This is a genomic window from Pseudomonas sp. WS 5532, from assembly GCF_012985445.1.
Taxonomy (GTDB): Bacteria; Pseudomonadota; Gammaproteobacteria; order Pseudomonadales; family Pseudomonadaceae; genus Aquipseudomonas; species Aquipseudomonas edaphica.
On record NZ_JAAQWK010000001.1, the window covers coordinates 93431 to 114452 of the forward strand.

A 21022-nucleotide genomic window follows, 5' to 3' on the forward strand; every position below is an offset into this window, starting at 1 on the left:
AAGGATGTGCTCTTATGAAGCGCTTGTTCTGTTTGGCTGCGATTGCGGCCGCTGTGGTGGGACACTCAGTTTCGGCCCAGGCCGCCGGCCTGGAATTTGGGGTGGGGGGCACCAGCGATTCGACCATGACCTATCGATTGGGGCTGACGTCGGATTGGGATAAAAGCTGGTGGCAGAGTGATACGGGCCGACTGACCGGCTATTGGAGCGGCGCTTACACCTACTGGGATGGCGACAAACGCGCGAGTGTCAGCAGCCTGTCGTTCTCGCCGGTGTTTGTGTACGAGTTTGCCGGGGAGAAGGTCAAGCCCTATATAGAAGCCGGGATCGGTGTCGCGGTGTTTTCACGTACGCGGGTTGAAGACAACAACATCGGCCAGGCCTTCCAGTTCGAAGACCGACTGGGCTTTGGTTTGCGCTTTGCCGGTGGGCATGAAGTGGGCATTCGCGCCACGCACTATTCCAATGCGGGCATCAGCAGCAATAACGACGGGGTAGAGAGCTACTCGTTGCACTACACCTACCCGTTGTAACTCTCAAGCCTGCGCAAAACCATGTGGGAGCTGGCTTGCCTGCGATGCAGACACCTCGGTTTATCAGTTACACCGAAGTGATGCTATCGCAGGCAAGCCAGCTCCCACATTTTATATCCACCACATGTTGGATCAGCGATACGCCGTCGCAATGCCCTGGCGCTCTTCCAGGCACTCCGGCGCACCCATCTCGAATTCCCGACAGATCAACGGCCGCCGCTCGTAGATCGTGCACATCATCGTGTCCCGATCCAGCGCCGCGCACCAGCCGTCATCCAGGCGCAGCATCACTTCACCGCCCCAGTCGTCGGTATCGATATAGCGTTGCGGCACACCCGTGTCGGTAATCAGCATGACTTCCAGCTGGCAGCAGCAGGCCGCGCACGTCGAGCAGGTGACGGCGGGTTCGGTGATTTGAGTGTGGGGGATGTTGGTCATAGGCGCGCAGTGTAAGGCAAGCGCGCTGGGTGCGCATGAATGCTCTGACGGACGTCAGTGGCCAAGCTGTCGCGCCACCCAGTGCATGACGGGGAACAGGATCGCCCAGAGCAGCGCCAGGCCGATCAGCGTTAGCGTTGTGTCGTAGCCGAAACGCACACCGGCCAATTGGCTGCCGGCGTAGTAAGACAACGGCCCGCCCACCGCACCCAGCAGGCTGGCGCGCCACCAGGGTTGTGCGCTCCAGGCCAGGCAATGGCGCAGCGTAGTCGCGAGCAGTGCCCATAGTATGATTAGCCAAAAGGGAATCAGCGGCCCTGGAAAACCGAAGTGAAACACGCCAAAGGTACGCAACGAGGTATCGACTACGGTACCCAAAAGGGTCACGGCCAGGAGCACTTGGCCGTCTTCAGACCATGAGCTTGTCCACAGCAGGTGGATGACCAGCACACCAGCGCCCACCCATAACCAACGGGTGTCACCGCCCAGCACACAGGCAAACCAACCGCACTGGAACAGCACGGCATTGGCCAGCGTTTTAAGCACTGAAACGCCCGAGCAACGGCGGGTTGATCGCCGCAGGCTTGGCCAGCAGCAACTGCGCGGTACCGATCGTTCGCTCCATAAACCCACCTTCGCAGTAGCACAAGTAGAATTCCCACAGGCGCAGGAAGTATTCATCGTAGCCCAACTCGGCAAGGCGGCCATGGGCGCGACGGAAGTTCTCATGCCACAGGCGCAAGGTGCGCGCGTAGTGCAAGCCGAAGTCTTCCATGTGCAGCAGGTTCATGTCGGTGTCGCGGCTGACGATCTGCAACATGTTCTGCACGGATGGCAGGGCGCCACCGGGGAAAATATAGCGCTGGATAAAGTCGACGCTGTTCTTGGCCTGCTCAAAACGCTGCTCACGAATGGTGATGGCTTGCAGCAGCATCAGGCCGTCGCTTTTGAGCAGGTGCGCGCATTGCTTGAAGTAGGTGGGCAGGAAGCGATGGCCGACCGCTTCGATCATCTCGATGGACACCAGCTTGTCGTACTGACCGGTCAGGTCGCGATAATCTTGCAGCAGCAGCTTCACCTGATCCTTGAGGCCCAAGGCCTCGATGCGTTTTTCGGTGTAGGCAAACTGTTCTTTGGACAAGGTCGTGGTGGTGACCTTGCAGCCATAGTGCTGCGCCGCATACAACGCCATGCTGCCCCAGCCGGTGCCGATTTCGAGCAAATGGTCAGTGGGTTTGAGCGCAAGCTTCTGGCAGATGCGTTCCAGCTTGTTCAACTGCGCCTGTTCCAGGCTGTCGTCGGGCGTCAGAAACTGCGCCGCCGAATACATCATGGTCGGGTCGAGGAATTCCTCGAACAGGTCGTTGCCCAGGTCATAGTGGGCGGCGATATTTTTCTGCGAGCCCTTGCGGGTGTTGCGGTTAAGCCAGTGCAGGCCTTGGGTGAAGGGTCGCGCCAAGCGCGCCAGGCCGCCTTCCATTGCGTCAAGCACATCAAGGTTGCTGACCATCACACGCACCACGGCGGTGAGGTCCGGGCTGCTCCAGTAACCGTGGATAAACGCCTCGCCGGCGCCGATCGAACCATTGGCGGCCACCAAGCCCCAGACCGCCGAATCGTGGATCTGGATTTCGCCCAACAGATGCGCTTCGCGTGCGCCGAACACCTGGCGTTCACCCTCTTCAATCACTACCAACTGGCCGTGGCGCAGTTGGCTGAGCTGGCGCAGCACACCTTTGCGCAACAGCGCACTGGTCACGCCGTTGACGTTCAGGCGGTTGGTCTTGACCGATAAGCTAGGGGATTTCATGGCGGCGATCCTTGGTATACCCGACTGCGGTGCGAGAGGCGCCATCGGCGGCCTGATGGGAAAAAATCGGTGTGCGTTTGAGCAACAGGCGTGTGGCTTGCCAGTAAATCGCCAGGCAGGTCTTGGCGGTCATCCACGGGAAGCGCCACAGGTAACGATGCAGGCTGGCGCGGGTCAGCGTTTCTTTTTGCAGGCTCAAGGTGGCGTCGAAGACTTTTTGCGTGCCCTGCCAATCGGCCATGTGCACGCCAAGCCTGTCGGCCGGGGGGCTGAAACTCATGCGGTATTCCAGGTCGCGGGGTAAAAACGGCGACACATGGAACGCCTTGGCCACGGCGAAGTGCTGGTGTTCCTCGGCGCCTAGCGCCTGGGCCGGCAGCACATAGTGGTAACGCTCGCGCCACGGGGTGTTGGTTACTTCACACAGGATCGCGGCCAGTTGCCCGTCGGCCTCGAAGCAGTAGAAGAAACTCACCGGGTTAAAAGCCAGGCCCCAACTGCGGGCCTGGGTCAGTAGGCAGATAACGCCCCGGGGCTCGCGCCCCAGTGCCTTGCCGACTTCCTGGCGCACGGCATCGCTCAAGCTCATGCCGTGACGCGTGAATTCACGCAGGTAGTCCTGCTGGCGAAAGCCGAAGGGCGCCAGGCGGCTGTTGCCGGCCAGGGGTGATAGGCCGAGCACTTCGTCTTGTTCGCTCAAGTCCAGGTACAGCAGGCCGATGCGGTAGCGAAAGGCGTGGGCCTTGGGCGCAAACCGGCGATGGGCGATCCAGCCGCTGTACAGGGCGCTGTTCATAGGGTTTCGCCAAAGGCCTGGGCCACGCGTAATGCGCTGCTCACGCCGTCTTCATGAAAACCGTTGGCCCAGTAGGCGCCGCAGTAAAAGGTGTGCCGCGCACCGTGCAATTCTTCCCAGCGGTTTTGTGCGGCCACTGCCGCCAGGCTGTATTGCGGATGCGCATAGGTGTAGCGCGCGAGGATCTTCAGCGGGTTGATCATCGGCGTCTGGTTGAGGCTGACGCAAAAGGTGGTGTCGCTGTGGATGCCTTGCAGGATGTTCATGTCGTAAGTGACGGCCGCCTGGGTTTGCGCGCTGCCGCTCAGGCGATAATTCCAGCTGGCCCAGGCCAGTTTGCGATCGGGCAGCAGGCGCGTGTCGGTGTGCAGCACCACGTCATTGTCGGCGTAGGGCAGGGCACCAAGAATGTCCTGCTCAGCCTGGCTCGGGTCGGCCAGCAACGCCAGGGCCTGGTCGCTGTGACAGGCGAACACCACGCGGTCAAAGGTCTCGCTGCCGGCGAGGCTGTGGATAACCACGCCGTCGCCTGTGCGTTCGACTTTATCCACAGGGCAATTGAGGCGGATCTGCTCGCGAAAACTGCGGGTCAAAGGTTCGATATAACTGCTGGAACCGCCTTCGATCACGCACCATTGCGGCCGATTGCTCACCGATAGCAACCCGTGGTTCTTGAAGAACCGCACAAAGAATTGCAACGGAAAACCGAGCATGTCCGCCAGCGACATCGACCAGATCGCCGCGCCCATCGGCACGATGTAATGGCGGATAAAGCGTGGGCCATAACCCCCGGCTTCGAGGTAGTCGCCCAGGGTCATATCGGCGCTGATGCGTTGCTCTTGCAGGTCCAGCGGTGCCTGGCGATTAAAGCGCAGAATGTCGCGCAACATGCCCCAGAATCCCGGCGAGAGAATATTGCGGCGCTGGGCAAACAGGCTGTTGAGGTTATTACCGTTGTACTCGAAACCTGCGTTCTGGTCGCACACCGAAAAGCTCATTTCGGTGGGCTTGAAGGTCACGCCAATCTGCCCGAGCAGACGGATGAAATTAGGGTAGGTCCAGTCGTTGAACACGATAAAACCGGTGTCCACGGCATAGAGTTTACCTTTGACCGTGACGTTGACCGTGTGAGTGTGCCCGCCAATGCGCTCGCCCGCCTCAAACAGCGTGATGTCGTGGCGCCGGCTGAGCAGGTAAGCGCTGGTCAGCCCGGCGATACCGCTGCCGATGATGGCGATCTTCACAGGTCGTCCTTCTTCGGTGGCGGGCTGCGCAGCATGCGTTTGCCGATAATCAGTTGCGCGCGGTTGGGCAGCTTCGACAGTGGCCACAAGGTGGCGATAAACATCGCGGGGAAGGCGATTTCCAGCGGGCGCTTTTCCAATTTGGCGAAGATATGCCGCGCAGCCTTTTCGGCGGACCAGCTCAGCGGCATCGGGAAATCATTGCGTTCGGTCAGCGGGGTGTCGACAAAGCCCGGGCTGATCACCGTGACGTCGATGTTCTCCGGCGACAGGCTGATGCGCAGCGATTCGAACAGGTAACGCAGCCCGGCCTTGGACGCGCCATAGGCTTCGGCGCGTGGCATTGGCAGGTAGGTCACGGCGCTCGCAACGCCGACCAGATGTGGGGTGAGCCCTTTGCGCAACAGCGGCAGTGCAGCTTCGATGCAATAGCTGCTGGCAAGCAGGTTGGTGCGCACCACGTGCTCGACGATGGAGGAGTCGAATTGCCGGGCGTCGACATACTCACAGGTGCCGGCGTTGAGGATCACCGTGTCCAATGAACCCCAGACCTCGCCGATGTGTTCGCCGATCTCGCGCACGGTCTGGCTGTTGGTCAGGTCGCCGGCTACCACCAGCACTTGGCCTGGATAACGCTGGGCGAACGCTTCCAGCGGGCCTTTGCTGCGCGAGCTGAGCGCCACCTGCGCGCCACTGTTGAGCAGTTCGACGGCCAGAGCGGCACCGATGCCACTGCTGGCACCGGTCAACCAATAACGGCGGGGCGGTACAAGGCTCATCCCATTCTCCTTTTTAGCCAACTGACCACACGGCCGACAACCGGTAAGTGTTCATAAAGCAACGCGCCCGCATCGAAATAATCGCGATGGCGGTAGACCTTGTCGCGCCACATCAGGTGCGAGCAACCTTCCACCCGGATTACCTTGCCATTGGCCAGGCGCGGGTGGCAAAAACTCATTTTCCAGCGCAGGTAGCCTTCACCTTCGGCGACCTGGTCGAAGCCATGGAAGTCAAAACGCAACTGGCTGATGTTGCTGTACATCTCGGTGAAGTAACCGCGCAAAGCGGGCAGCCCATGCACTTCGTGCAGCGGATCGATGAAGGCAATGTCCTGGCTGTACAAGCTGTCGAGCAGGTGCAGGTTGTGCTTGTCCAGCGTGGTAAAGGCTTGGGCGAACCGGTGCAGGAAGTCACTCATGTTCGGCGACCTCCTGGCGTGAAGGCAGGTTGCGGAAGGCGGTGAGGGCGCGCTCGCGGGATTTTTTCAGGTCGACAATCGAGCGTGGGTAATCCGCCACGCCGAACAGGCCACCGGCGGCTTCGGGGTTGTGCACTTCTTTTTTGTTCAACGCCGCCAACTCTGGCAGCCAATGCTTGATGAATACCCCTTCGCTGTCGAACTTTTCCGACTGGCTCAACGGGCTGAAAATCCGGAAGTACGGTGCCGCGTCGGTGCCGGTGGACGAACTCCACTGCCAGCCGCCGTTATTGGCGGCCAGGTCGCCGTCGATCAAGTGGCGCATAAAGAAGCGCTCGCCTTCACGCCAGTCGATCAGCAGGTTCTTGGTTAAAAACATCGCCACCACCATGCGCAGGCGATTGTGCATCCAACCGGTTTCCAGCAGTTGGCGCATGGCTGCGTCAATGATCGGCAGGCCGGTGCGCGCTTGCTGCCAGGCGGCCAAGTCCTTGGGCGCATCGCGCCAGGCCAGTGCCTCGGTTTCGGGGCGGAACGCACGGTGGCGTGAGACCCGTGGGTAACCGACCAGAATGTGTTTATAGAACTCGCGCCACAGCAACTCGTTGATCCAGGTGATGGCGCCGATATCGCCGCTTTCGAACTCGCCCTGGTTGGTTTGCAGGGCGGCGTGCAGGCACTGGCGCGGCGAAACCACACCGGCGGCGAGGTAGGCCGAGAGCTGGCTGGTGCCGGGTTTGGCCGGGAAGTCGCGTTCGTCTTTGTAGTAGCTGATCTGTTGGTCGGCGAAGGCGTCGAGGCGACGCCGGGCTTCTTCTTCACCGGCGGGCCAGAAAGCGCGCAAGGTTTCGCTGGGCGGCGCGAAACCGTCGACCTGATCCGGGATGGCGTCGCTGTGCACATCCTGCGGTGCCTGTTGTTGCGGCGTGGCCACCAGGCGCGGCAAGGCGCTGTGCAGGCGGCTGTAGCAGACCTTGCGGAACTGACTGAACACCTGAAAGTAAGTGCCGGTTTTGGTCAGCACGCTGCCGGGTTGGAAAAACAGTTGGTCGAGGTAGCTGTGGAACGTCACACCGTCAGCCTCCAGGGCGTTGGCCACGGCCACATCGCGACGGCTCTCGTGGATGCCGTATTCCTCGTTGACGTGCACCGACTCCACTGACAGTTCCCGGCACAGTTTGCCCAGCACGGCGGGCGCCTGGTCCCAGGTGTCGGCGGTGCGAATCAGCAAGGGAATGTTCAGTTCGCCAAGGGCCTGGCTCAGGTGCTTGAGGTTACGCAGCCAGAAATCGACTTTGCAGGGTGCATCATCATGGGCCAGCCATTGCTGCGGTGTGATCAGGTACACGGCGGCAACCGGGCCGCGCTGGCAGGCGGCGGCGAGGGCGGTGTTGTCGTGTAGGCGCAAGTCGGTGCGCAGCCAGATCAAATGCATTTAGACAATTCCACGCTGGATCAGTAACTGGTGGGCTGACAAGGGGTCTTCGGCCACGAACAATTCAGGAGTGTCACGGGTTAATACGGCTAACTCGTCCTGGTGGATGCATACCGTTGGTCCGGCAATCAAAATTGGGCAACTGATGCCGCCCAACAGTTTGCCGAGTGCCGACAAGTGGAGGGCTTTGCTTGAGTACAGCAGCACCGCACGCGGTTGCAGGTGTTCCACGGCCAGGGCCAGTTCGCCGGTCGGCAAAGGCCAATCAAAAACCTCCACGGGGCAGTCGGCGCTGCTGGCCAGCCAGGCGCTAAGCCACAGGTGTGGCTCCAGGGGCACGTCTGACTGGTTGACCAGCAGCAACGGCGCGCCCTGGAGCTGGCGGTTGTTGTGGTAAATGCGCGCGCCGAACTTGCTGCGCAGCCAGGACAGAAAAAACACTCGCTCCATTTGCGCGCCGAACTGGCCCTGCCAGCGTTGCTCCAGCGCGTTGAGCAGCGGCAGCATCAATTGCTCACACAAGGTGCGCGGCGGGTACAGCGCCATGGCCTGGTTGAACAGGTCGTCGACCCGGCGTTCGGCCAATTCGCTGATTGCGGTGAGCAGTTTATGACGCAGCACATGCCATTCATTTTCGACGCTGTCGGGGCTGGCCTGGGCGGAATCGATCAAGCCTTTGACCTGGCTGACCGGCACACCACGGTTGAGCCAGGTCAGAATGGTGTGGATGCGTTGTACATGTTCGGCGCTGAACAGCCGGTGGCCCTTGGGCGTGCGCTGGGGCACGATCAGGCCATAACGGCGCTCCCAGGCGCGCAGGGTCACGGCGTTGACGCCGGTCTGGCGCGCCACTTCGCGAATCGGCAGCCAGCCGTCTTCGATGGCTTGGGCGATGTCTTCGACAGGGTCGTCTTGCAGGGCAGGTGTCATGGTCTAGATCGCATTACGCAGGCTGAGGTTTTCCGGGTGCGGCTGCAGGTACGCCTGCTGCGCGATGTAGCGGTCCGGGTGTTGGCGAAAGTGATGTTTGAGCAAGGTCAGCGGCACCACCAGCGGCACGATGCCGGTGCGGTATTGGCCGATGACGGTTTGCATTTCCTGCTTGTCCTCCGCGCTGATGGCTTGTTTGAGGTAGCCGCTGATGTGTTGCAGCACATTGGTGTGGGTGCCGCGTGTGGCGCACTTTTTCAGGCCGGTCATCAACTCGCTGAAATAGCCGGCGGCCAGTTCATCCAGGTTGATGCTTTTGCCCATGCTGCCCAGCAGGTGGCCAAGGCTTTTGTAATGCACAGGGCTGTGGGCCATCAGTAGGTATTTGTAGCGCGCGTGGAACGCCAAAAGGCGGTGACGGGTGATGCCCTCAGCCAGCAATTCTTGCCAGCTGGCGTACACGAACACGCGGGTGAGGAAGTTCTCGCGCAGCACCGGGTCATTCAACCGGCCGTCTTCTTCTACCGGCAGGTTGGGGTGGCGTGCGCAAAACGCCTGGGCATAAATGCCGCGCCCGCCGCCATCAACGGGCGTGCCGTTGTCGCGGTAGACCTTGACCCGCTCCAGCCCGCACGACGGCGACTTCTGCATGAAGATGTAGCCGCACAGGTCTGTGTGTTCCACAGCCATCTGCTGGCCGTAAGCATCCAATGGCTGCGTCACATTGAGGTCACGGTGCACGGTGCCGACAGCCTGCGGGTGGGCAGGGTCGCCCACCAGGCGAATCGGTTCGCGGGGGATGCCCAGGCCGATCGCCACTTCGGGGCACAACGGCACGAAGTCGAAATAGTCGGCGAGCGTTTGGCTGCACAGCAGGGATTGTTTGTGTCCGCCGTTAAAGCGCACGTTCTCGCCGAGCAGGCAGGCACTGATGGCGATCTTCGGTTTTGCGCTGCTGGACATGCTCAACCCTCTGCGAAATTCCTATACAGATTTATAATTCTGTACAACTAAATCTCATCATAGGTTTGATGCTGTACAAGTCAAATTATTTGTATAAGTATTTTCAGCGCCCGCTATTTCCAACCCATGCACCAGTCTTCGGCATTTTGCAGGGTTTGCCACGGGAGGCGTTCGGCGCGGCGGGTCATGACCGCTTGCAGCTCGATTTCGAGCACGGTGCCTTCGTCATCACGGAACAGTTCGGTGACGAGGAAGTGTTTTTCCTTGTTGCGCGGGCGTGCTGCTGTCCACTTCGACAACAGCAATTTCGTCGGGTTGAGACGGTTCATTGCAGGTGTTCGATCAGGCGGCGTGCGGCCTCCTGGCCGCTGAGCCACGCGCCTTCGACCCGCCCGGACAGGCACCAGTCACCACACACATACAAGCCCAGGTCGGCGTCGGCCAGCACGCCAAATTCATGCCGCTCCGACGGCCTGGCGTAAAGCCAGCGATGGGCCAGGCTAAAGGACGGTGCGGGCATGGCGCTGTGCAGCAGTTCGGCGAAGGCACCGTGCAGGTGTTCGATCACCGCCTCTTTGGGCAAGTCGAGATTGGCCTTGCTCCAGGCGCTGGTGGCATGCAACACCCAGGTGTCGAGGGTGGCGTCACGCCCGGGTTTACTGCGGTTGCGCGCCAGCCAGTCGAGCGGGCTGTCTTGCACAAAGCAGCCTTGCATCGGCGTATCCAGCGGCGTGTCAAAGGCCAGAGCGACGGCCCAGGTGGGGTCCATCTTCACCCCGGCGGCGGCACTTGCAAGCTTGGGCGCAGCGGCCAGCAGGGCGGTGGCCTGGGGCGCCGGCGTGGCAATGACTACGTGGCTGAACGGGCCATGATTGCCGCCGTCGGCGTCCAGCAGGTTCCAGTGCTGCTTGCCTTGGAACACTTCGGTGATGCGGCAACCGAACTCAACCGGCAAGTCGTCAAGCAGTGCGCGGGTAATAGCGCTCATGCGCGGCGTGCCGACCCAGCGGATCTGCTCGTCGGGGGAGGGCGTGAGCTGGCCGGACTTGAAGTTGTACAGCTGCGGTTTCCACTGTTCGGCCCAGCCGTTGCTTTGCCAGCGCTGTACTTCGTTGACGAAGCGCCGGTCGCGGGCCGTGAAGTATTGTGCGCCCATGTCCAACGCGCCGGCATCGCTGCGCTTGCTGGACATGCGGCCACCACTGCCACGGCTTTTATCGAAGAGTTGTACAACGTGCCCCGCGTCTCGTAACGCTCGGGCGGCGGAAAGACCGGCGATGCCGGTGCCGATGATCGCGATGGGAACAGTCATTGGGGGCCTCGTTTTACCTTTGGGTACAGACTACGCCGACACCCATAGCTGTACAATATTGTTTTTTGGTATAAGTTTTGGCGTACCTGTTCTAACGGCGTGACCTAAGGTTAAGGGTGAGGGGTTAAGAAGGAGGCCTGAACCGGCCTCTGAAACCAACGTAACGCCCACTTACAAAAGATCCATGCTTATAAAATAGACTAGCGATGGGCGGCAAACGTTACATGAGGAGAAACCCATGCATATTTTGCTGACCGGCGGTACGGGCTTGATCGGTCGCCAACTCTGTCTGCACTGGCTTGCCCAAGGGCATCGCCTGACCGTGTGGAGCCGCGAGCCGGATACCGTGGCCAAATGGTGCGGTGCCGAGGTGCTCGGTGTTGGCCGCTTGCAAGACGTGATCGGCACGGTGGATGCGGTGGTCAACCTGGCGGGCGCGCCGATTGCCGATCGCCCATGGACCAAAAAGCGCAAGGCATTGCTGTGGAGCAGCCGCATCGGCCACACCGAAACCTTGCTGGCTTGGATGCAAGGCCTGGCGCAAAAGCCGGCGGTGTTGATTTCCGGCTCTGCAGTAGGCTGGTATGGCGACGGCGGCGAGCGCGAACTGACCGAAGCCAGTGGCCCGGTGCAGGATGATTTCCCCAGCCAACTGTGCATCGCCTGGGAAGAAACCGCGTTGCGCGCCGAAGCCTTCGGCACCCGCGTGGTGCTGGTGCGCACTGGCCTGGTGTTGGCGGCCAAGGGCGGCTTTTTGTCGCGCCTGCTGCTGCCGTTCAAACTGGGGCTGGGCGGGCCGATCGGCAATGGTCGGCAGTGGATGCCGTGGGTCCATATCAAAGATCAAATCGCCCTGATTGATTTTCTTCTGCACAACGGCGACGCCAGCGGTCCTTATAATGCCTGCGCGCCACACCCGGTACGTAATCGCGAGTTTGCCAACACCCTGGGCCAGGTGCTGCACCGCCCAGCGTTCATGCCGATGCCGGCGTTTGCCTTGAAGGTCGGCCTGGGCGAGTTGTCCGGGTTGTTGCTGGGCGGGCAGAAGGCCGTCCCCGAACGGTTGCTGGCCGCCGGTTTCACTTTTCAGTTCACTGAGTTGCACGCGGCCCTGGAAGACTTGTCCAGCCGCCTCTAGCCATAGGATGTTGCATGACGGATCACGCGTTGTTACTGGTCAACCTGGGTTCACCGGCGTCCACTTCGGTGGCCGATGTGCGCAGCTACCTTAATCAGTTCCTGATGGACCCTTATGTGATCGACCTGCCGTGGCCGGTGCGGCGCTTGCTGGTGTCGCTGATCCTGATCAAGCGCCCTGAGCAATCGGCGCATGCCTACGCCTCGATCTGGTGGGAAGAGGGTTCGCCGCTTGTGGTCCTGAGCCGTCGCTTGCAAGCGCAAATGACCCAGCAGTGGACCCACGGCCCGGTGGAGCTGGCGATGCGCTACGGCGAGCCGTCGCTTGAAACCACCCTCACGCGCCTTGCGGCTCAAGGCATTCAAAAAGTCACCCTGGCGCCGTTGTATCCGCAGTTCGCTGACAGCACCGTGACCACGGTGATCGAAGAAGCCAAGCGTGTAGTCCGCGACAAGAAGCTCAACGTGCAGTTTTCTATCTTGCAGCCGTTCTACGATCAGCCGGAATACCTCGACGCCTTGGTCGCCAGCGCCCGGCCGTACGTGGCACAGGAATTCGATCACTTGTTGCTGAGCTTCCATGGGTTGCCTGAGCGCCATCTGAAAAAACTCGACCCCACAGGCCAGCATTGCTTCAAGGATGCTGATTGCTGCAAGAACGCTTCGCCCGAGGTGCTTGCCACCTGCTACCGCGCCCAGTGCTTCAGCGTGGCGCGCGACTTTGCCGCGCGCATGGGCTTGCCGGAGGGCAAGTGGTCGGTGGCGTTCCAGTCACGGCTGGGCCGTGCCAAGTGGATCGAACCCTACACCGAGGCCCGCCTGGAGACCTTGGCCCAGCAAGGCGTGAAAAAGCTGCTGGTGATGTGCCCGGCGTTTGTAGCGGACTGCATTGAGACGCTGGAAGAAATTGGTGATCGCGGGCTGGAGCAGTTCCGCGAGGCAGGGGGCGAGGAGTTGGTGTTGGTGCCGTGCTTGAACGATGAGCCGCAGTGGGCGGTGGCGCTTAATACGCTGTGCGAGCGGGCGCCAGTAGCGCTGTAGTCCGAGTGTCGAAACGATAGAGATCAACTGTGGGAGCCGGGCTTGCCCGCGATGGCGGTTTGTCAGTCGACATATTGGGTGACTGATAGGCCGCCATCGCGGGCAAGCCCGCTCCCACAGTGTTTTTCAGGGTTTATTCGTGATGCGGTTCACCGAGGAAGGTCAACGAAGTAAACAGCCCGCGGGTGGCCACGTCGGCGTTGTCCTTGAGCGGAATCTCCACCTGCGCGGCAATCACATTCAACCCTTCATTACGCACCAGCACCTGGGCGCGGCCGTCCTTGTCGGTCTCAGTGCTCAAGGTGTTCGGCGCATTGCGATAATCGCCCACCAGCTTGATCCCCGCCGCCGGTTTGCCGTCCAGCAGCACCCGCACCGGCAGTGACTTGCCTGGCCCTACGGTCAGCGGGTCGACTTCCGGCAGGATCAGCAGCTTGATCTGATCCAGTTTGGGCAGCTTCGCCCCCGGCTGGTAAATCGCCAGGCTGTACTTGAAGGTCTGGGTCGACTCAATCGCGCCTGGCACTTGGCTACGGCCCTGGTTGATCCACTTCTTGTCCGGCGTCTGCGACCACATCCCGTTATCCAACGCCACGGCTAAAACGGCGGGCGATTTGAGTGGCTTGAGGCGTGCGTGGTCGGCCAGGCGCTCCACGGTGACCGGGATCATTTTGCCGCTGGCGTCATACGCCCAGGCGCCGCTGATTTTCTGCGCCTTGAAGGCATTGTCTTCGGCGCCGTGGCCGTAGATCACTTCGATATTGCCGCGTCGTTGTTCGGTCCACAGGCCGTGGGCGGAGACTTGGCTGGCAAACAGCAGGCCGATCACGGCCAGGGATTTGAAGGCTTGCATGGGGCATCCTTTTACAGGTTAAGGGTCAGGCTGACGGTGAAGTTGCGCGGCTCGCCGGGAGTGACCCAGTAATTGCTGTAGGAGCGCTCGTAGTACTTTTCGTCGAATAGGTTGTTGAGGTTCAGGCCCACCGTGACGCTATCGCTGGCCTTGTAATGCGCCAGCAGGTCGACGGTGTGGTAGGCGGGCAGTTGGAACTGGCTGCCGGCCTCGCCGGAGCGATCACCGACGTAGGTAAACGCCGCGCCCAGGTCCGAGCCGCGCAGCGCGCCATTCTGGAATTCATACACACCCAGCAGACTGCCGCTGCGCTTGGCTACGCCCAGAATCCGGCTGCCGGTGGGGATGGATTTGTCGCCCTTGGTCACTTCGGCGTCGATGTAGGCAAAGGCGCCGATCACGCGTACCGCGTCCGTCACTTGCCCGCTCAGTTGCAGGTCAAAACCCTGGCTGCGCGCCTTGCCTATGGCGCGGCTGTTGTTGAGGGTGGCCGGGTCCTGGGTCAGAACATTTTCTTTTTCGATATGGAAGGCGGCGAGCGTGGTGCTCAAACGGTCGTCGAACAGCTCGCTCTTGATCCCCACTTCATAGCCCACGCCTTCTTCGGGCTTGAAGGATTTACCGCCGGCATCCACACCGTTGTTGGGTTTGAACGAGGTTGACGCGTTGGCGAACACCCCAACTTGCGGCGTTAGCTGATAGAGCAGACCGGCGCGTTGAGTCAGGGCGTCGTGGGTATGCCGGCTCTTGGCGTGGTTGCGGGTGAAGTCGTCGGTGCGTTGTTCGACATGCTCGAAGCGCGCACCGAGCATGCCGCGCAGGCGGTCGGTGAAGATGATCTGGTCTTGCAGGTTCAGCGCCTGGCTTTTCGTCTGTTCGAAGACGTCGGTGCCGGTGCGTGCGCCGTTGGGTTTGGTTTGGCCGTAGATCGGGTTATAGATGTCGATGGGGTAGAGGCTGCCGGCAACCGCCGACACGCGTTCCTTCTTGCGGTAGTCCTCGTATTCGCCGCCGATCAACAGTTCGTGCTGCCAGCTGCCGATGTCGAACTGGCCGCGCAGTTCCAGCTGGGTGATGCTGTCGTGCCAACCGGTGGAGCGTTCGCGCAGGCGGCGGTTAACGGTATGGCCGTTGGCATTCAGCGCACGACTTTCCGAGGCGTCACCCCACAGGCTGCCCTGTTTGTAGTGGCTGGCCAGGCGCAGTTTCCAGGCGTCATTAAGGTGATGTTCCAACGCGGCCTGGATGCGATTGTTGTGGTTGCGGATATTGCCGTCGTTGGGTTCGCCGAGGAAGGTCGAGCGGGACATGCCATGGTTGGCGACGATGCCCCGGTCGAAGGTGGAGCTGTGGCGCACGAACTCGCTTTCTACGAGAAGGCTGGTGTCGGGGTCCAACTGCCAACTGAATGATGGCGCGACGAACACGCGCTGGGCGTCGACGTGATCGCGGAAGCTGTGGTTGTCTTCCACGGCCAGGTTGACCCGCGACAGCACGCGGCCTTCGCTGTCCAACGGGGTGTTCACATCCAGTGCGGTGCGATAGCGGTCCCAGCTGCCGGCACTGGTTTGCACGGTGGTAAAGGCTTCGGGCTGCGGCTTCTTGGTGACAATGTTCACGGTGCCGCCCGGATCGCCACGGCCGTACAGGCTGGCTGCGGGGCCTTTGAGCACTTCAATGCGCTCGATGTTGGCCGCGTCCGGGGTGCTCGGGTAGCCACGGTTGGCGCTGAAACCGTCCTGGTAGAACTCCGACGTGGTGAAGCCGCGCACGCTGTACTCGTAAAGCGTCAGGCCGCCGAAGTTGTTTTGCTTGGACACGCCGCCGGCAAACTCCAGAGCACGTTCCACGCTGGTGCTGCCCAGGTCCTTGAGCACCGTGGCAGGAATCACGCTGATTGATTGTGGGATGTCGCGCAGATCGGTGTCAGTTTTGGTCGCGCTGACGGAACGGGTGGCGCGGTAGCCTTTGACGGGGCCGGTGGCGGATTCATAGGCGTCGGAGGTGACGCTGATGGTGTCCAGTTCGACAGTGTTGTCATCGGCGTAGGCGGGGTCCAGCAGCAAACCCAAGGCCAGGCCAGCCACGGGGGCGAATCTTTGAGACGGCATGATAGAGCGTTCCAATAGCGATATTGAAACAATATAACATGACCATTGAGAATGAATTTCTTTTGAAATATTCGGTAACAGGAGCCCGCGAACGGGCTCCCGTAGCCGTTATTCCTCTTCTTTCACCGGGGCGGGTGGCGGGCGCAGGCCGATCTCTGCCGACAGCTTGATCTCTTTGCCGTTGCGCATTACCAGGATCGACACCTTATCGGTCGGCTTGATCCGCGCCACCTGGTTCATCGACTTGCGGCCATCACCGGCCGGTTCGCCGTCGATGCTCAGGATCACATCGCCCAACTGCAGGCCGGCTTTCTGCGCCGGGCCGTCGCGGAAGATCCCGGCCACCACGATGCCCGGGCGCCCGGTCAAGCCGAACGACTCGGCCAGTTCCTTGGTCAACGGCTGTACTTCGATGCCCAGCCAGCCACGGATTACCTGGCCGTGCTCGATGATCGACTTCATCACTTCCATTGCCAGCTTCACCGGGATCGCAAAGCCGATGCCCTGGGAACCGCCGGACTTGGAGAAAATCGCCGTGTTGATACCGGTCAGGTTGCCATTGGCATCCACCAATGCGCCGCCAGAGTTCCCCGGATTGATCGCCGCGTCAGTCTGGATAAAGTCTTCGTAGCTGTTGAGCCCCAACTGGTTACGCCCGGTGGCGCTGATGATGCCCATGGTCACGGTCTGGCCGACGCCGAACGGGTTGCCGATGGCCAGCGCGACATCACCGACGCGCAGCCCTTCGGAGCGGCCGATGGTGATCGAGGGCAGGCTCTTGAGGTCGATCTTCAGCACCGCAAGGTCGGTTTCCGGGTCGCTGCCGACCACGCGGGCCAGGGTTTCACGGCCGTCGCGCAGGGCCACCACAATCTGGTCGGCGCCGGTGGTCACGTGGTTGTTGGTGAGGATGTAACCTTCCGGGCTCATGATCACCCCGGAACCGAGGCTGGATTCCATCCGGCGCTGCTTGGGCCCGTTGTCGCCGAAATAGCGGCGAAACTGCGGGTCTTCAAACAACGGATGCGCCGGTTTATTGATGACCTTGGTGGTGTACAGGTTGACCACTGCAGGCGCGGCGATGACCACCGCGTCGGCGTAGGTCACCGGGCCTTGCACCACCGAGCTGCTTTGTGGGGCCTGTTGCAGGTTCACATCAAGGCTGGGTAAGCCCACCCATTGGGGATAACGCTGAATAATCAGCATCGCGATCAGCACGCCAGCCAACAATGGCCATCCAAAAAAACGCAGTGCCTTGAGCATCAAGTAAGTCCTGACAGGTTGCAGGGGGCGGGATAGCGCCCATAATGTCGCGCATTATACGAGGCTGCGAGCGCCTCGGAACGGGATATTTAGGAGTCTTTTATGGCTGTCCCCCTTAGCACCCTGGTCGAGGAAGCGGACCGCTACCTTGGCAGCGCAAAAATTGCCGATTATTGCCCCAATGGCTTGCAGGTCGAGGGGCGCCCGCAGGTGATGCGCATTGTCAGCGGCGTCACGGCCAGCCAAGCGTTGCTGGACGCCGCCGTCGAAGCCCAGGCCGACCTGGTGCTGGTGCACCATGGTTATTTCTGGAAGGGCGAAAACCCGTGCATCACCGGCATGAAGCAACGCCGCCTGAAAACCCTGCTCAAGCACGACATCAGCCTGCTGGCCTACCACCTGCCGCTGGACCTGCACCCGGAAGTGGGCAACAACGTGCAACTCGCCCGTCAGCTGGATATCACCGTCGAAGGCCCGCTGGACCCCAGCAACCCGAAAATCGTCGGCCTGGTCGGCTCCCTGGCCGAACCCTTGTCGCCGCGTGATTTTGCCCGGCGCGTGCAGGATGTAATGGGTCGCGAGCCACTGTTGATCGAAGGCAGCGAGATGATCCGCCGGGTGGGTTGGTGCACGGGCGGCGGTCAGGGCTACATTGATGATGCTATTGCCGCAGGCGTTGACTTGTATCTGAGCGGCGAAGCGTCCGAACAAACATTCCACAGCGCGCGGGAAAACGACGTCAGCTTTATTGCAGCGGGCCATCACGCTACTGAGCGTTATGGCGTGCAGGCACTGGGTGACTATCTGGCACGGCGTTTCGCGCTGGAACATCTGTTCATCGATTGCCCCAACCCAATCTAAAGAACACCAAGGCTCAAATGTGGGAGCTGGCTTGCCTGCGATTGCATCACCTCGGTTTGCCTGAATGACTGAGGTGCCTGTAGAGCAGACAAGCCAGCTACCACAAGCCAAACTGAGGGGCATATTCATATACCGTTTCGATCTAGCTGGCTCCCTGAATAGAAGAAGGTGCTGTGCTAGCATGCCCCGCTCGAACACGGCCCGCTGGCCGTCCATAAGATCGTTTTTCCGTGAGTAGCCATGGTCGACAAACTGACGCATCTGAAACAGCTGGAGGCGGAAAGCATCCACATCATCCGCGAGGTCGCCGCCGAGTTCGACAACCCGGTGATGCTCTACTCGATCGGTAAAGACTCCGCCGTGATGCTGCATCTGGCGCGCAAGGCCTTCTTCCCGGGCAAATTGCCGTTCCCGGTGATGCACGTCGACACCCGCTGGAAATTCCAGGAGATGTACAAGTTCCGCGACAAAATGGTCGAAGAACTGGGCCTGGACCTGATCACCCACGTCAACCCTGATGGTGTGGCGCAGGGCATCAACCCGTTCACCCACGGCAGCGCCAAGCACACCGACATCATGAAGACCGAAGGCCTCAAGCAGGCCTTGGACAAGCATGGTTTCGACGCAGCCTTCGGCGGTGCCCGTCGCGATGAAGAGAAGTCCCGCGCCAAAGAGCGTGTGTACTCGTTCCGTGACAGCAAACACCGCTGGGACCCGAAGAACCAGCGCCCGGAGCTGTGGAACGTCTACAACGGCAACGTCAACAAAGGCGAGTCGATCCGTGTGTTCCCGCTGTCCAACTGGACCGAGCTGGACATCTGGCAGTACATCTACCTCGAAGGCATCCCGATTGTGCCGCTGTACTTCGCCGCCGAGCGCGACGTGATCGAGAAGAACGGCACGTTGATCATGATCGACGACGACCGCATCCTCGAGCACTTGTCCGACGAAGACAAAGCCCGAATCGTCAAAAAGAAAGTACGTTTCCGTACCCTTGGCTGCTACCCGTTGACGGGCGCGGTGGAGTCCGAAGCCGAGACGCTGACGGACATCATTCAGGAAATGCTCCTGACGCGAACTTCCGAGCGCCAGGGCCGGGTCATCGATCACGATGGCGCAGGCTCGATGGAAGATAAAAAACGTCAGGGTTATTTCTAAGGGGCTGTCACCAATGTCGCATCAATCTGATTTGATCAGCGAGGACATCCTCGCCTACCTGGGCCAGCACGAGCGCAAAGAGATGTTGCGCTTCCTGACCTGCGGCAACGTCGACGACGGCAAGAGCACCCTGATCGGGCGCCTGCTGCACGACTCCAAGATGATCTACGAAGATCACCTGGAAGCCATTACCCGTGATTCGAAAAAATCCGGCACCACGGGCGATGATATCGACCTGGCCTTGCTGGTTGACGGCCTGCAGGCCGAGCGTGAACAGGGCATCACCATTGATGTTGCCTACCGCTACTTCTCCACCGCCAAGCGCAAATTCATCATCGCCGACACCCCCGGCCATGAGCAGTACACCCGCAACATGGCCACCGGTGCGTCCACCTGCGACCTGGCGATCATTCTGATCGACGCCCGCTACGGCGTGCAGACCCAGACCCGCCGCCACAGCTATATCGCCTCGTTACTGGGCATCAAGCACATCGTGATTGCCGTCAACAAGATGGACATCAATGGCTTTGACCAAAGCGTGTTCGAGTCGATCAAGGCCGATTACCTGAAGTTTGCCGAGGGCATTGCGTTCAAGCCGAGCACCATGGCGTTCGTACCGATGTCGGCGCTCAAGGGCGACAACGTGGTGAACAAGAGCGAGCGCTCGCCCTGGTACACCGGCCAGTCGCTGATGGAGATCCTCGAAACCGTCGAGATCGCCAACGACCGCAACTACACCGACCTGCGTTTCCCGGTGCAGTACGTCAACCGTCCGAACCTGAACTTCCGTGGTTTCGCCGGCACCCTCGCCAGCGGCATCGTGCACAAGGGCGATGAAGTCGTGGTGCTGCCGTCGGGCAAGAGCAGCCGCGTCAAATCCATCGTCACCTTCGAGGGCGAGCTGGAACACGCAGGCCCAGGCCAGGCCGTGACCCTGACCATGGAAGACGAGATCGACATCTCCCGTGGGGACCTGTTGGTGCATGCCGACAACGTGCCGCAAGTCACCGACGCTTTCGACGCCATGCTGGTCTGGATGGCCGAAGAGCCGATGCTGCCGGGCAAGAAATATGACATCAAGCGCGCCACCAGCTACGTGCCGGGTTCGATCACCAGCATCGTGCACCGCGTGGACGTGAACACCCTGGCCGAAGGCCCGGCAAGTTCGCTGCAACTGAACGAGATTGGCCGGGTCAAGGTCAGCCTCGACGCCGCCATTGCGTTGGATGGCTATGACAGCAACCGCACCACCGGTGCGTTTATCGTCATCGACCGTTTGACCAACGGTACTGTGGCTGCGGGCATGATTATTGCGCCGCCGGTGGGCCATGGTGGCGCTGCGCAACACGGCCGCCTTGCTCATGTAGCCACCGAAGAGCGCGCCCAACGCTTCGGCCAGCAACCGGCTACCGTGTTGTTCAGCGGCCTGTCCGGCGCCGGCAAAAGCACCTTGGCCTACGCGGTTGAGCGCAAGCTGTTTGACATGGGCCGTGCGGTATTCGTACTGGATGGCCAGAACCTGCGCCGCGACTTGAACAAGGGCTTGCCGCAGGACCGCGTCGGGCGTACCGAAAACTGGCGCCGTGCTGCTCACGTGGCGCGTCAGTTCAACGAAGCCGGCCTGCTGACCCTGGCCGCGTTTGTTGCCCCGGATGCCGAAGGCCGTGAACAGGCCAAGGCGTTAATCGGCAGCGACCGCTTGCTCACCGTCTACGTGCAGGCCTCGCCGCTGGTGTGCGCCGAGCGTGACCCGCAAGGCCTGTACGCGGCGGGCGGGGACAACATCCCAGGCGAGTCCTTCCCGTACGACGTGCCGCTGAATGCCGACTTGGTGATCGACACCCAGGCCACGTCGCTGGAAGACAGCGTCAAGCAAGTGCTGGAGCTGTTGCGCCAGCGCGGCGCGATCTAAACCTCGCCGCCACAAAAAAGCCCGCCA

21 protein-coding genes are annotated in these 21022 nt (G+C 61.0%); 6 read left to right on the forward strand and 15 right to left on the reverse strand.

All coding sequences use genetic code 11. The features are described 5' to 3' along the window. Positions 1-14 precede the first annotated feature (14 nt). Positions 15-533: an acyloxyacyl hydrolase gene (locus tag HBO23_RS00450; protein WP_017137633.1), complete on the forward strand. Its 519-nt coding sequence runs from the start codon at positions 15-17 to the stop codon at positions 531-533. Positions 534-665: 132 nt separating this feature from the next. On the opposite strand, the gene HBO23_RS00455 is transcribed toward HBO23_RS00450, so the two are convergent. The 12 genes from HBO23_RS00455 to HBO23_RS00510 all read right to left on the reverse strand — a co-directional run bounded on the left by HBO23_RS00455 (position 666) and on the right by HBO23_RS00510 (position 10659). After that, complete coding sequence (locus tag HBO23_RS00455; protein WP_017137632.1) at positions 666-971, reverse strand: YkgJ family cysteine cluster protein; 306 nt, start codon at positions 969-971, stop codon at positions 666-668. A 54-nt stretch (positions 972-1025) separates the two neighbouring features. Next, the gene (locus HBO23_RS00460) at positions 1026-1517 is read right to left on the reverse strand and encodes a DUF2878 domain-containing protein (RefSeq protein WP_170036183.1); all 492 of its coding nucleotides are present in this window, start codon (positions 1515-1517) and stop codon (positions 1026-1028) included. Next, on the reverse strand, positions 1510-2781 hold the full coding sequence (locus tag HBO23_RS00465; RefSeq protein ID WP_099549226.1) for a cyclopropane-fatty-acyl-phospholipid synthase family protein: 1272 nt from the start codon (positions 2779-2781) through the stop codon (positions 1510-1512). The genes HBO23_RS00460 and HBO23_RS00465 overlap by 8 nt, the downstream gene beginning before the upstream one ends. Next, on the reverse strand, positions 2768-3577 hold the full coding sequence (locus HBO23_RS00470) for a DUF1365 domain-containing protein (RefSeq protein ID WP_170036185.1): 810 nt from the start codon (positions 3575-3577) through the stop codon (positions 2768-2770). Before HBO23_RS00470 ends, HBO23_RS00465 begins: the two co-directional genes overlap by 14 nt. After that, entirely contained in the window at positions 3574-4821 is a 1248-nt protein-coding gene (locus tag HBO23_RS00475) for an FAD-dependent oxidoreductase (protein WP_017137628.1), read from the reverse strand. Before HBO23_RS00475 ends, HBO23_RS00470 begins: the two co-directional genes overlap by 4 nt. Further along, entirely contained in the window at positions 4818-5600 is a 783-nt protein-coding gene (locus tag HBO23_RS00480) for an SDR family NAD(P)-dependent oxidoreductase (protein ID WP_170036187.1), read from the reverse strand. The genes HBO23_RS00475 and HBO23_RS00480 overlap by 4 nt, the downstream gene beginning before the upstream one ends. After that, a complete protein-coding gene (locus HBO23_RS00485) occupies positions 5597-6019 on the reverse strand; it encodes a nuclear transport factor 2 family protein (protein ID WP_170036189.1) in 423 nt (140 codons plus the stop codon). Before HBO23_RS00485 ends, HBO23_RS00480 begins: the two co-directional genes overlap by 4 nt. After that, complete coding sequence (gene phrB, locus HBO23_RS00490) at positions 6012-7454, reverse strand: deoxyribodipyrimidine photo-lyase (protein WP_170036190.1); 1443 nt, start codon at positions 7452-7454, stop codon at positions 6012-6014. Before phrB ends, HBO23_RS00485 begins: the two co-directional genes overlap by 8 nt. Beyond that, positions 7455-8384 (reverse strand): MerR family transcriptional regulator, encoded by a 930-nt coding sequence (locus HBO23_RS00495; protein WP_017137624.1) that lies wholly within the window; start codon positions 8382-8384, stop codon positions 7455-7457. It abuts the gene before it with no gap. Positions 8385-8387: 3 nt separating this feature from the next. Continuing rightward, complete coding sequence (locus HBO23_RS00500; protein WP_170036192.1) at positions 8388-9347, reverse strand: DUF523 and DUF1722 domain-containing protein; 960 nt, start codon at positions 9345-9347, stop codon at positions 8388-8390. Between the two features lie 113 nt (positions 9348-9460). Continuing rightward, entirely contained in the window at positions 9461-9676 is a 216-nt protein-coding gene (locus HBO23_RS00505) for a TIGR02450 family Trp-rich protein (protein WP_170036194.1), read from the reverse strand. Then, a complete protein-coding gene (locus HBO23_RS00510; RefSeq protein WP_017137621.1) occupies positions 9673-10659 on the reverse strand; it encodes an FAD-dependent oxidoreductase in 987 nt (328 codons plus the stop codon). Before HBO23_RS00510 ends, HBO23_RS00505 begins: the two co-directional genes overlap by 4 nt. A gap of 238 nt (positions 10660-10897) precedes the next feature. Between HBO23_RS00510 and HBO23_RS00515 the strand changes: the two genes are divergently transcribed. After that, positions 10898-11797, forward strand: a complete 900-nt coding sequence (locus HBO23_RS00515; protein ID WP_169986827.1) for a TIGR01777 family oxidoreductase — start codon at positions 10898-10900, stop codon at positions 11795-11797. Positions 11798-11811: 14 nt separating this feature from the next. Next, positions 11812-12837, forward strand: a complete 1026-nt coding sequence (gene hemH, locus HBO23_RS00520; RefSeq protein WP_138451169.1) for a ferrochelatase — start codon at positions 11812-11814, stop codon at positions 12835-12837. A 133-nt stretch (positions 12838-12970) separates the two neighbouring features. Here the strand turns inward: hemH and HBO23_RS00525 are convergent, their stop codons facing one another. The 3 genes from HBO23_RS00525 to algW form a co-directional block, all read right to left on the reverse strand. Next, positions 12971-13690: a DUF4198 domain-containing protein gene (locus HBO23_RS00525; RefSeq protein WP_017137618.1), complete on the reverse strand. Its 720-nt coding sequence runs from the start codon at positions 13688-13690 to the stop codon at positions 12971-12973. Positions 13691-13701: 11 nt separating this feature from the next. Then, positions 13702-15801: a TonB-dependent siderophore receptor gene (locus tag HBO23_RS00530; protein WP_170036196.1), complete on the reverse strand. Its 2100-nt coding sequence runs from the start codon at positions 15799-15801 to the stop codon at positions 13702-13704. Positions 15802-15909: 108 nt separating this feature from the next. Beyond that, positions 15910-17064 (reverse strand): Do family serine endopeptidase AlgW, encoded by a 1155-nt coding sequence (gene algW / locus HBO23_RS00535; RefSeq protein WP_017137616.1) that lies wholly within the window; start codon positions 17062-17064, stop codon positions 15910-15912. A 102-nt stretch (positions 17065-17166) separates the two neighbouring features. Between algW and HBO23_RS00540 the strand changes: the two genes are divergently transcribed. The 3 genes from HBO23_RS00540 to cysN all read left to right on the forward strand — a co-directional run bounded on the left by HBO23_RS00540 (position 17167) and on the right by cysN (position 20995). Then, positions 17167-17925, forward strand: coding sequence for a Nif3-like dinuclear metal center hexameric protein (locus HBO23_RS00540; RefSeq protein WP_169986831.1), 759 nt, complete (start codon positions 17167-17169; stop codon positions 17923-17925). Between the two features lie 240 nt (positions 17926-18165). Next, the gene (gene cysD, locus HBO23_RS00545; RefSeq protein ID WP_017137614.1) at positions 18166-19083 is read left to right on the forward strand and encodes a sulfate adenylyltransferase subunit CysD; all 918 of its coding nucleotides are present in this window, start codon (positions 18166-18168) and stop codon (positions 19081-19083) included. A 13-nt stretch (positions 19084-19096) separates the two neighbouring features. After that, positions 19097-20995: a sulfate adenylyltransferase subunit CysN gene (gene cysN, locus HBO23_RS00550; RefSeq protein WP_017137613.1), complete on the forward strand. Its 1899-nt coding sequence runs from the start codon at positions 19097-19099 to the stop codon at positions 20993-20995. Positions 20996-21022: the final 27 nt, after the last annotated feature.